11 protein-coding genes and 1 pseudogene are annotated in these 10509 nt (G+C 73.0%); 5 read left to right on the forward strand and 7 right to left on the reverse strand.

Annotation, left to right across the window (positions count from 1 at the left end; all coding sequences use genetic code 11):
- From ABD211_RS28015 to ABD211_RS28035, 5 genes and pseudogenes are all read right to left on the reverse strand, one after another.
- Positions 1–190: pseudogene (locus tag ABD211_RS28015) on the reverse strand (urease accessory protein UreF); the annotation flags it as partial.
- 2 nt (positions 191–192) lie between these two features.
- Positions 193–1902, reverse strand: coding sequence for an urease subunit alpha (locus ABD211_RS28020; RefSeq protein ID WP_344138330.1), 1710 nt, complete (start codon positions 1900–1902; stop codon positions 193–195).
- Positions 1899–2219, reverse strand: coding sequence for an urease subunit beta (locus ABD211_RS28025; protein ID WP_344138332.1), 321 nt, complete (start codon positions 2217–2219; stop codon positions 1899–1901). The genes ABD211_RS28020 and ABD211_RS28025 overlap by 4 nt, the downstream gene beginning before the upstream one ends.
- On the reverse strand, positions 2216–2518 hold the full coding sequence (locus ABD211_RS28030; RefSeq protein ID WP_344138334.1) for an urease subunit gamma: 303 nt from the start codon (positions 2516–2518) through the stop codon (positions 2216–2218). Before ABD211_RS28030 ends, ABD211_RS28025 begins: the two co-directional genes overlap by 4 nt.
- A gap of 51 nt (positions 2519–2569) precedes the next feature.
- Positions 2570–3271: a hypothetical protein gene (locus tag ABD211_RS28035; RefSeq protein WP_344138336.1), complete on the reverse strand. Its 702-nt coding sequence runs from the start codon at positions 3269–3271 to the stop codon at positions 2570–2572.
- A gap of 198 nt (positions 3272–3469) precedes the next feature.
- Between ABD211_RS28035 and ABD211_RS28040 the strand changes: the two genes are divergently transcribed.
- Positions 3470–4420 (forward strand): hypothetical protein, encoded by a 951-nt coding sequence (locus ABD211_RS28040; RefSeq protein ID WP_344138338.1) that lies wholly within the window; start codon positions 3470–3472, stop codon positions 4418–4420.
- A 21-nt stretch (positions 4421–4441) separates the two neighbouring features.
- On the opposite strand, the gene ABD211_RS28045 is transcribed toward ABD211_RS28040, so the two are convergent.
- On the reverse strand, positions 4442–4822 hold the full coding sequence (locus tag ABD211_RS28045) for an SRPBCC family protein (RefSeq protein WP_344138340.1): 381 nt from the start codon (positions 4820–4822) through the stop codon (positions 4442–4444).
- A gap of 158 nt (positions 4823–4980) precedes the next feature.
- Between ABD211_RS28045 and aspS the strand changes: the two genes are divergently transcribed.
- The gene (aspS, locus tag ABD211_RS28050; RefSeq protein ID WP_344138350.1) at positions 4981–6822 is read left to right on the forward strand and encodes an aspartate--tRNA ligase; all 1842 of its coding nucleotides are present in this window, start codon (positions 4981–4983) and stop codon (positions 6820–6822) included.
- A complete protein-coding gene (locus ABD211_RS28055; protein ID WP_344138342.1) occupies positions 6819–7643 on the forward strand; it encodes an SDR family oxidoreductase in 825 nt (274 codons plus the stop codon). Before aspS ends, ABD211_RS28055 begins: the two co-directional genes overlap by 4 nt.
- A gap of 173 nt (positions 7644–7816) precedes the next feature.
- Here ABD211_RS28055 and ABD211_RS28060 read toward each other — a convergent pair whose 3' ends face one another.
- Positions 7817–8623: a GNAT family N-acetyltransferase gene (locus ABD211_RS28060; RefSeq protein WP_344138344.1), complete on the reverse strand. Its 807-nt coding sequence runs from the start codon at positions 8621–8623 to the stop codon at positions 7817–7819.
- 86 nt (positions 8624–8709) lie between these two features.
- Between ABD211_RS28060 and ABD211_RS28065 the strand changes: the two genes are divergently transcribed.
- The gene (locus tag ABD211_RS28065) at positions 8710–8901 is read left to right on the forward strand and encodes a hypothetical protein (RefSeq protein ID WP_344138346.1); all 192 of its coding nucleotides are present in this window, start codon (positions 8710–8712) and stop codon (positions 8899–8901) included.
- A 120-nt stretch (positions 8902–9021) separates the two neighbouring features.
- On the forward strand, positions 9022–10416 hold the full coding sequence (locus ABD211_RS28070; RefSeq protein ID WP_344138348.1) for a replication-associated recombination protein A: 1395 nt from the start codon (positions 9022–9024) through the stop codon (positions 10414–10416).
- Positions 10417–10509: the final 93 nt, after the last annotated feature.

Here is a 10509-nt window from a genome sequence, read left to right on the forward strand (position 1 = left end):
CCGCCGCCGCGAAGGCGGCCGCCACGAGGCCGGCGGTCGCCAGGCGGCCGCGCAGGAAGGCGGCCAGGTCGTCCAGGTCCGCGACCCGGGCGGCCGACACCGCCGGCTCCAGGCCGCCCGAGTGCGCGTGCGCGCCGCTGGGCAGCCGGCCGTCCGCGAGGACGAGCAGGGTCGCGAGGCCGGCGTGCATGATCAGAACAGGAAGTAGCGCTGGGCCATGGGCAGTTCGGTGACCGGCGACGGCTCGATGACCTCGCCGTCGATGCGGACCGTGAACGTGTCCGGGTCCACCTCGATCGACGGCATCGCGTCGTTGAGCGGCAGGTCCGCCTTGCCCCGCTGGCGCACGTCCAGCGTGGGCGACAGGCGCCGGCGGATGTCGAGCCGTGACGCCAGGCCGTCCTCGATCGCGGCCGGGGCCACGAACGCGAGGCTGGTGGCGGCGGGGGCGACCCCGAAAGCACCGAACATCGGACGGGGCAGGATCGGCTGCGGCGTCGGGATGGACGCGTTCGCGTCGCCCATCTGCGCCCACGCGATCATGCCGCCCTTGACGACGACCGCCGGCCGTACGCCGAAGAACGCCGGGTCCCACAGCACCAGGTCGGCGAGCTTGCCCGCCTCGACGGAGCCCACCTCGCCCTCGATGCCGTGCGTGATCGCCGGGTTGATCGTGTACTTGGCGACGTAGCGCCTAGCCCGGGTGTTGTCGGCCGCGCCGTCGCCGGGCAGCGCGCCGACCTTGGCCTTCATCACGTGGGCGGTCTGCCAGGTGCGGCTGACCACCTCGGACACCCGGCCCATGGCCTGCGCGTCCGACCCGATGATCGAGATGGCGCCCAGGTCGTGCAGGTAGTCCTCGGCGGCCATCGTGGACGGCCGGATGCGGCTCTCCGCGAACGCCAGGTCCTCGGCCACCGCCGGGTTCAGGTGGTGGCACACCATGAGCATGTCGAGGTGCTCGGCCAGGGTGTTGCCCGTGTACGGCCGGGTCGGGTTGGTCGACGACGGCAGCACGTTCGGGAAGCTCGCGACGGTGATGATGTCCGGCGCGTGCCCGCCGCCCGCGCCCTCCGTGTGGTAGGCGTGGATGGCCCGGCCGGCGATCGCCTCCAGCGTCGACTGGACGTAGCCGGCTTCGTTCAACGTGTCGGTGTGGATGTTCACCTGCACGCCCGAGGCGTCCGCCACGCGCAGGCACGCGTCGATCGCGGCGGGCGTGGTGCCCCAGTCCTCGTGCAGCTTGAACCCGCCGGCGCCGCCGCGCAACTGCTCCCACATGGCCTCCTCGGAGACCGTGTTGCCCTTGCCGAGCAGCAGCACGTTCACCGGGAACGGGTCCATCGCCTCCAGCATCCGGGCCAGGTGCCAGGAGCCGGGCGTGACCGTGGTGGCCTTCGTGCCCTCGGCCGGGCCGGTGCCGCCGCCGATGAGCGTGGTGATGCCGCCGCCGAGCGCCTCGTCGACGATCTGCGGGCAGATGAGGTGCACGTGGCAGTCGATCGCGCCGGCCGTGAGGATCTTCCCGTTGCCCGAGATGATCTCGGTGTTCGGGCCGATGACCAGGTCGGGGTGCACGCCGTCCATCGTGTCGGGGTTGCCGGCCTTGCCGATCGCGACGATGCGCCCGTCGCGGATGCCGACGTCGGCCTTGACGATGCCCCAGTAGTCGAGGATCACCGCGCCGGTGATGACCGTGTCCGGGGTGCCCTCCGCGCGGGTGGCGCGCGCCTGCCCCATCGACTCGCGGATCACCTTGCCGCCGCCGAACACCGCCTCGTCGCCGCCCGCGCAGTCGTCGCGCTCGACCTCGATGAACAGGTTCGTGTCGGCCAACCGGATCCGGTCACCGGTCGTCGGGCCGTACAGGGCGGCGTATCGCGCGCGGTCCAACGTACTCACGAAGAACTCCCGTCGAGCGGACCGGAAACCGCGCCGCGCAGGCCGGCCACGACGCGGGCCCCCGCCAGCGGCACCAGGGTGACCTCGCGGGGGATGCCCGGCTCGAACCGCACCGACGTGCCGGCGGGGATCGCGAGGCGGTGCCCGCGGGCGGCCGCGCGGTCGAACTCCAGCGCCGGGTTGGCCTCGGCGAAGTGGTAGTGCGAACCGACCTGCACCGGCCGGTCACCCGTGTTCGCGACGGTCAGCGTCAGCTCAGCCCGACCATCGTTGATCGACACAGGGCCGTCGCCGAAGAGGATCTCGCCGGGGATCATGCGATCGGCCCGTGCACGGTGACCAGCTTGGTGCCGTCCGGGAACGTGGCCTCCACCTGCACCTCCGGCAGCATCTCGGGGACACCCTCGAGCACGTCGTCGCGGGTGAGCACGTGCCGGCCGGCCTCCATCAGCTCGACCACCGTGCGCCCGTCGCGCGCCCCCTCCAGCAGGAACGCCGTGATGATCGCGACGGCCTCGGGGTAGTTGAGCTTCAGGCCGCGGGCGCGCCGCTTCTCGGCGACCTCGGCCGCCACGTAGATGAGCAGGCGCTCCTGCTCGTGCTTGCTCAGAAACACGCGGAGATCGTGGCACGATGATGTTGCCGCGACGTTACCGATGTGAGGAAGCTATGACACCCGGGTCAGGCGGCCGTCCTTGATGATCACCACGCCGGTCGGTACGTCGCAGTCCACCACCAGGACCAGTTTCTCGGCGCCCTCGACGTCCAGGGCGCCTGCCAGGGCCGCGGTCGCCCGCCCGTCGGTGGTGGCCCCGCCCACGGTGCGGCGGGTGACGGTGCCGTCGGGGTTGCGCCACACGCCGTCGACCGTGACCTGACCGCGGAAGTCCGGGTCCGCGAAGGACGGCTGGATCGTGGCGGACAGGTCCAGATAGCGGCCGTGCAGGAGGTAGGTGACCTCGCGGACCGGCTGGTCCGACTCGTTGCTGGGGCAGGCGACCGTGACCGCCCCGTCGAAGCCCGCCTTGCCGGCGAAGGCGCGCGGCAGCTTGGCGACCTGGCCGGCGTCGCGGGTCAGCGAGTCCAGCCGCGCGCGACCGTCCGCGGCGGCGGTGACCGCCGGCGCGGCGGACGTCGTGGCCGCCGCGCCCGTGGCGACGACGGCGTTGCTCTGCGGCGCGGCCGGAGTGCCGCCGATCACGGCCTCCTTCGTGGGTTCCGGGTCGGGGCGCCCGCCGAGGCCGTCCGGGAAGAGCCACTTGCCGGCCTGGATGAGCAGGCCGAGGACCGGCACGATGATGCCGCAGATCAGCGCGATCCTCGCGAGCGGGAGGCCGCGGCGCGCGGGCGGGGTGGTGGGCTGGGACACGGGTGTACCTGTTCGGTCGGGGGCGAGGGGTCCATCATGGTCGGTTTGAGCCACGCCGTCACGTCCCTGGCCCGCTGACGGATTCGTGATAGCTCGACGGGCCGCCGGTTGGCGATACTGTCACGCCTTCGTCGCCGCTGATCGTCTACTGCGGACCGTCCGCACGCGACCATTCCTTTCCGGATCCCCTGGAGGTTCGTGTTGACCGCGCCGAACCCGTACGACCCGGCCCGGCCCTCGGCCACCCCGCCGGCGCCCATCTCCCCGCCGTCGACCGGGTCCACGCCGGTCACCGCGTCCGCGTCGGTCGCCGGGTCCGCGCCGGTCGTCGGCGGCGCGACGGCGCCGCAGGCACCGGTTGCCGGTCCGTCGGCGCCGGGCCAGCCGGCCGGCGGCAAGGTCTACCCGCCCGGTCAGCCGTCGTCGCCGGCCGCGCCGCCCGCCCCGCCCGCGCTGCGTGGGCCGGGGGCCACCATCGCGATCGCGGTGTCGGTGCTCGCGCTGGTGGTCTCCCTGGGCACCGCAGTGCTGGCCTGGCAGGCGCTGGACAAGGCCGGCGACGCGCGCGACATCGCCCTCGCCGGCGGGTCGCGGGGCGGTACGCAGGTCCAGCCCACGGTCGACACCCCCGGCGGCGGCGGTGGCGGCGCCCCGACCGACGCGCCGGCCGATCCGGCGCCCACGTCCGCCGTCGGCCAGCCGATCTCCACCGTGCAGCCCACGCTCGACGACGGCACCAACTACGTGGCGAAGTACACGAACGAGACGCTCACGATCCCGCTGGCCGGGTGCAGCTACATGTACATCGACCTGCACGAGCCCCGGGTGGGCGTCTCCTCCGACGCGGCCGAGCTCCGGCTCTACCCGTGCGGCAACACCCCGTACTTCCGGCTCACCAACAGTGTCACGGGCAGCATGGCGGGCACGCCGACGATGTCGCCGACGGAGTGCAACGAGAAGATCCGCACCGTTCCGCTCGGCCCCGACCAGGAGGTCCCGGCCCGCCGGGCCACCGTGCTGTGCGTGATCTCGTCCTTCGCGGCCTCGGTCGAGAGCGGCGTGGACTGGCGGCTCGCCAGGGTCCAGATCGCGGGCGTGGCCCGGGACAACGTGACGCTGACGGTCGACTCCTGGGTCATCCCCAGCTGAGTTCCGTCCCGTGCCGGCGCCTCAGCCCGGGGCGCCGGCACGGGCCTGGATGGTCTCGATGGCCTGGGCCAGGTCGGCCTCCGAGTCGGTCTCGTGTTCCTGATGCAGGTGGATGGTGACCAGCGAGCCACCGTCGACACCGTCCACCTGCATCCACCCGTGGTACGGGCCGGACTTCGAGCCCCACTCGATGCGCCGTTCCTCCTCGTCGACGTGGAACCAGGCGACGGCCTCCTGGTGGTCGCCCTCCACCTCCGCCTCGACGTGCACATCCTCGCCGCCGGCCGGCTCGGCGGCGGTCATGTGAGGGAAGTACTCGGGCAGGTGGTGCACGTCGGCGAGGTAGGCGAAGAGCTGGTCGGGCGGGGCGGTCACGGTGCCGGACTGCTCGTACTCGGGCATGGTCGTCTCCTCGTGTCGGCGTCATCTCCAGTCCTACCCGGTTTGGGCGGTTTTCACGCGGACATCCGGGCCGGTGAGGGCCGGATCGGGCGGCCCGCGTCCGCCGTCGACGCGGCGGTGAAAGAATGCCGGAGCACGCCACGAACGAGGAGACGACCGTGATCCGTACGCACACCGCCGGCAGCCTGCGCGCCTCGGACGCCGGGCAGACGGTGACGCTCGCCGGCTGGGTGGCCCGCCGCCGCGACCACGGCGGGGTGACCTTCATCGATCTGCGGGACGCGTCAGGGATCGTCCAGATCGTGTTCCGAGGAGCGGAAGCGATCGAGGACCAGGATCTCAATCGGAACGAGGACGACGCGCACGCGCTGCGGAATGAATACTGCGTGAAGGTGACCGGCAAGGTCGAGAAGCGGCCGGAGGGCAACGAGAACCCCGAGCTGCCGACGGGCGAGATCGAGGTGACGGTCAGCGAGCTGGTCGTGCTCTCCGAGGCCGCGCCGCTGCCGCTGCCCGTCGACGACCACATCGAGGCCGGTGACGACCTCCGCCTGAAGTACCGCTACCTGGACCTGCGCCGCTCCGGCCCCGCCAAGGCGCTGCGCCTGCGGAGCAGGGCCAACCAGATCGCCCGCGAGATTCTGCACGCCCGCGACTTCAACGAGATCGAGACGCCGACGCTGACCCGGTCGACCCCCGAGGGCGCGCGCGACTTCCTCGTCCCCGTCCGCCTGCAGCCCGGCACCTGGTACGCCCTGCCGCAGTCGCCGCAGCTGTTCAAGCAGCTGCTCATGGTCGCCGGCCTGGAGCGGTACTACCAGATCGCGCGCTGCTACCGCGACGAGGACTTCCGGGCCGACCGCCAGCCGGAGTTCACCCAGCTCGACATCGAGATGTCGTTCGTGACCCAGGACGACATCATCGAGCTCGGCGAGGCGCTGGTCGCCGCGCTGTGGGGCGAGCTGGGCGGGCACCAGGTGCAGCTGCCCATCCCGCGCATCACCTGGCACGACGCCATGGCCCGCTACGGCTCGGACAAGCCCGACCTGCGCTACGGCGTGGAGCTGACCGACCTGACCCGGTACCTGCACGGCACCGAGTTCCGGGTCTTCTCCGCCGCCATCATGGCCGGCGGGTACGTGGGCGCGGTCGTCATGCCCGGCGGGGCCGCGCAGTCGCGCAAGGAGCTCGACGGCTGGCAGGACTGGGCCAAGGCGCGCGGCGCGAAGGGCCTGGCCTACGTCGTGCTCGACGCCGAGACGGGCGAGGCCCGCGGCCCGGTCGCCAAGAACCTGTCCGAGGAGCACCTGAACGGCCTGGCCGACGCGGTCGGCGCCAAGCCCGGCGACGCCGTCTTCTTCGCCGCGAGCGCCGACCGGCGCGAGGCGCAGGAGCTGCTCGGCGCGGCCCGCATCGAGATCGCCAAGCGGGCCAACCTCGTCGACGAGGACGCGTGGGCGTTCTGCTGGGTCGTGGACGCGCCCATGTTCGAGCCCGACGACGCGGGCGGCTGGACGGCCGTGCACCACCCGTTCACCTCGCCCAACGACGAGTGGCTCGACAGCTTCGAGACCGCGCCGGGTGACGCGCTCGCCTACGCGTACGACATCGTGTGCAACGGCAACGAGATCGGCGGCGGCAGCGTCCGAATCCACCGTGGTGACGTGCAGCGGCGCGTGTTCGACCTGCTCGGCATCTCCCCGGAGGAGGCCGCGGACAAGTTCGGCTTCCTGCTGGAGGCTTTCAAGTACGGCCCGCCGCCGCACGCCGGCATCGCCCTCGGGTGGGACCGGGTCTGCATGCTGCTCGCCGGCGCCGACTCCATTCGCGAGGTCATCTCGTTCCCGAAGACGCGGGGCGGCTTCGACCCGCTGACGGGCGCGCCGACGCCGATCACCGCCCAGCAGCGGCTGGAGGCTGGCGTGGACGCCAAGCCCAAGGCCCCGGCGGCGGCCGCCGGCACCGCGGGCGGCGCCGTGCCCGTCGAGCACAGCTCGTGACCGTCCTCGTCGTGGGTGCCTCCGGGCACCTCGGCGGGGAGGTCTCGCGCCGCTACGTCGACGCGGGCGAGAGCGTCGTCGGGACGTACCACCGGGGTCCCGGGGTTACTGACGGGATCGACTGGCAACCGCTCGACATCCGCGACAGTGCGGCCGTGGCCGCGCTGGTCGGGCGGGTGCGACCCAAGGTCGTGATCTCCACCGCCTACGTCTTCGGCGACTGGTGGGTCAGCGCCGACGGGGCCGCCGCCGTGGCGGTCGCGTCGGCGCGGGTCAGCGCCCGGCTGGTGCACATGTCCACCGACGCGGTCCACGGCGGCCGTCCCGAGCCCTACCTCGACGGCGACACCCCGACGCCGGTCGGCGTCTACGGCGCGTCCAAGGCGGCCGCCGAGACGGCCGTGAAGGCGATCGACCCGGCGGCCGTCCTCGTGCGCACCTCCCTGATCATCGGCGACGCGGCGTCCAAACAGGTCAAGCTGTGCCTCGACCTGATCGGCCGGAAGGTGCCGGGGGCGCTGTTCAGCGACGAGATCCGCTGTCCGCTGGCGGTCGAGGACCTCGCGGGCGCGGTGGTGGAACTAGCGGCCTCGGACGTGCGCGGCACCATCAACGTCGCGGGCCCCGAGGCGGTGACCCGCCCGGAGCTGGGCCGCCTGGTGGCCGCCCACTACGGCCTCGACGCGACCGACATGCCGGTGGGCACGATCGCGGACTCGGGCCTGCAACGCCCCGCCGAGGTCCGGCTGGACAGCTCCCGCGCCGAGGCGCTCCTGACCACCCACCTGCGCGGCGTAAGCGAACTGTTCCGCAAGGCCTGAGCGCCCGCCGCCAGGAACCCGGTCACCGATATCCGATATGTCGCCCACTTATCGATCACCCCAATCAATCTTGGGACGGAACACGCGGATATCCGCGTGTTCCGTCCCAAGATCTTCCACGGACCACCACCACCATGCATCCCGACCTTGGCGTACCCGCCGCCCGGCGCCACCTACCCGGCCTGGCCGTGTCCGACGCCGTTGAGGGAGCTGGCTTTGGGCAGACCGCATGCGGGTGCCACTGAGCTGCGGGTGAGCGTCGCGGTGAAGCCCAGGCGGGCGTAGAGGCGGCTGGCCGCGAGGTTGTCGGCTATGACGCCCAGGCCGACGTCGCCGTACCGGGCGCCCAGCGACCGGGTCATCGCCGTGGTGAGCGCCGTGCCCAGGCCCTCGCCCCGACGGTCCGTGGCCACGGTGAGGCCGGCGAGGAACCCCACCCCGCCCCGGCTGCGGTCCGCTCCCACGGCGACCAGCGCGTCGCCGCTGCGGATCCCGTACCAGCCGAGCACCCGGGGATCGCCCGGTCGCGTGGTGGTCGACGGGAACGCGTCGGCGAGCAGCGCCTCGACGGCGGGCAGGTCGGCGTCGTGCAGCCGGACGACCCGCGACTCGGCGGGATGCGCGGGCACGGCCGCGGCGACCCAGCGGAAGTCCCAGTCGTCCTGGGCGGTGACCGTCAGGTGCGCCGCGACGTCGCTGGTCGCGGTACGCGGCAGGTGGACCCAGCGCGGCCGGACGACGGCGCCCGCGTCGAGCACCGCGCGGGCCAACGCGAGGCAGGTCGACGGGGACCCGAGCGCGCACACCACCGGCCCCCACGGGCCGGCGCCCGACCAGAGCAGCGCGTCGTCCACGCGCCACGCCGTCACATCGTCATCACCCATCGTGAGCCTCGCGTATACGGCGGCGTCCGGCGCTATGTCCGCGACGGCCGCCCGCGCGGCGTGGCGTCCGGCCAGGGTCTGGGCGCGTTCCAGCATGTACCGACGGTAAACGGCGCGCGATTGAAGTTCAGGCGGTATGGGTACCTGTGTGTCGTCCTTCACTCATCCCCCGGGAGGCACACATGTTCGCCGTGATCGCCGCGGTGATCTTCGCGATCGAGCTGATTCTCAAGCTCGCCAAGACGGACCTCGGTCCGGTTCTCACCATGGATTTCCTGACCATCCTCGCCTTCCTGTGCATCTCCCTGCACCTGGCGGGCGCGGGTGCCTGGGGCCGTCGGTACTACCGCGGCCGGAGGCCCGGGCCCGGCTGAACCCCCGCAGCCAGGCCCGTCATATCGGCCCGGCCGCCCGCCTCACGCGGGCGGCCGGGCCGCTGTCCGTGGACAGGCGGCCGTGCGCCGCTGTCGGTCACAGCCGGTAGTCTTCGCGCAATGGATCCGGACGGCCTCTTCACGCTCGAGCCTCCGCCCGGCCCCGCGCCGGCGCGCGGGGCGCTGGTCGAGGCGCTCGCCGGCCCGGACGCCCCGCTCGCGGTCCGGATGCGCCCGCGCGACCTCGACGAGCTGGTCGGGCAGGAGCACCTGCTCGCCCCGGGCGCGCCGCTGCGCCGCCTCGTCGCGGGCGGCACGCTCACCTCGGTCATCGTCTGGGGCCCGCCCGGCACCGGCAAGACGACCATCGCCCACCTGGTGGCCAGCTCCAGCGACCGCCGCTTCGCCGCCCTGTCGGCCCTGTCCGCCGGCGTGAAGGACGTGCGGGCCATCATCGACGAGGCGCGCCGGGTGCGGCGCACCGGCGGCCGGGCCACGATCCTGTTCATCGACGAGGTCCACCGGTTCAGCAAGACCCAGCAGGACTCGCTGCTCGCGGCCGTCGAGGACGGCACGGTCACGCTGCTCGCGGCCACCACGGAGAACCCGTACTTCTCGATCATTTCGCCGTTGCTGTCGCGCTGCGTGCTGCTGACCCTCAAGCCGCTCACCGACGACGACGTGCGCCGCCTGGTGCGCCGCGCGCTCGCCGACCCGCGCGGCCTGGGTGGGGCGGTCACCCTCACGTCCGAGGCAGAAGATCATCTGGTACGCCTCGCCGGCGGTGACGTGCGTAAGGCGCTCACGGCCCTGGAGGCCGCCGCGGCGGGTGCGACGGCGGCCGGGCGCGACGAGGTCGACCTGGCGACGGCCGAGACGGCGGTGGACACCGCCGCCCTGCGCTACGACCGTGACGGCGACGCGCACTACGACGTGGTGAGCGCGTTCATCAAGAGCATGCGCGGCTCCGACGTCGACGCCGCGCTGCACTACCTGGCGCGGATGCTGGTCGCGGGGGAGGACCCGCGGTTCATCGCCCGCCGGATGATGATCTTCGCGAGCGAGGATGTCGGCCTGGCCGACCCGACCGCGCTGCTCGCCGCCGGCGCCGCCGCCCAGGCGGTGGAGTTCGTCGGCCTGCCCGAGGCGCGCATCAACCTCGCCCAGGCGGTGATCCACCTGGCGACCTCGCCGAAGTCGAACGCCGTGATCACCGCGATCGACGAGGCGATGTCCGACGTGCGGGCGGGCCGCGCCGGCCCGGTGCCCACGCACCTGCGCGATGCCCACTACGCGGGAGCGCGTGGTCTGGGCCACGGCGCGGGATACCGCTATCCACATGACGATCCGCGCGGCGTGGTGCCGCAGCGGTACGCACCGGATGACGTGGCGGGCCGGGAGTACTACCGTCCCTCTGGGCACGGCGGGGAGCGAGCGCTCTCCGAGCGCGTGACCAGGCTGCGTACGGTGGTACGGGGCGAGGGCGACCAAGAGGTCAGGGAGGAGCGGCGGTGACGCAGGAGCCGGGCGGTCGACGGGGCCGGTGGGGTCGCGGCGGCGGCCGTCCCGAGGAGGGGCCCAGCGACGAGGAACTCGGCTGGCTGCCCG

Origin of the sequence: Luedemannella flava, assembly GCF_039528515.1 — a bacterium.
GTDB classification, from domain to species: Bacteria; Actinomycetota; Actinomycetes; order Mycobacteriales; family Micromonosporaceae; genus Luedemannella; species Luedemannella flava.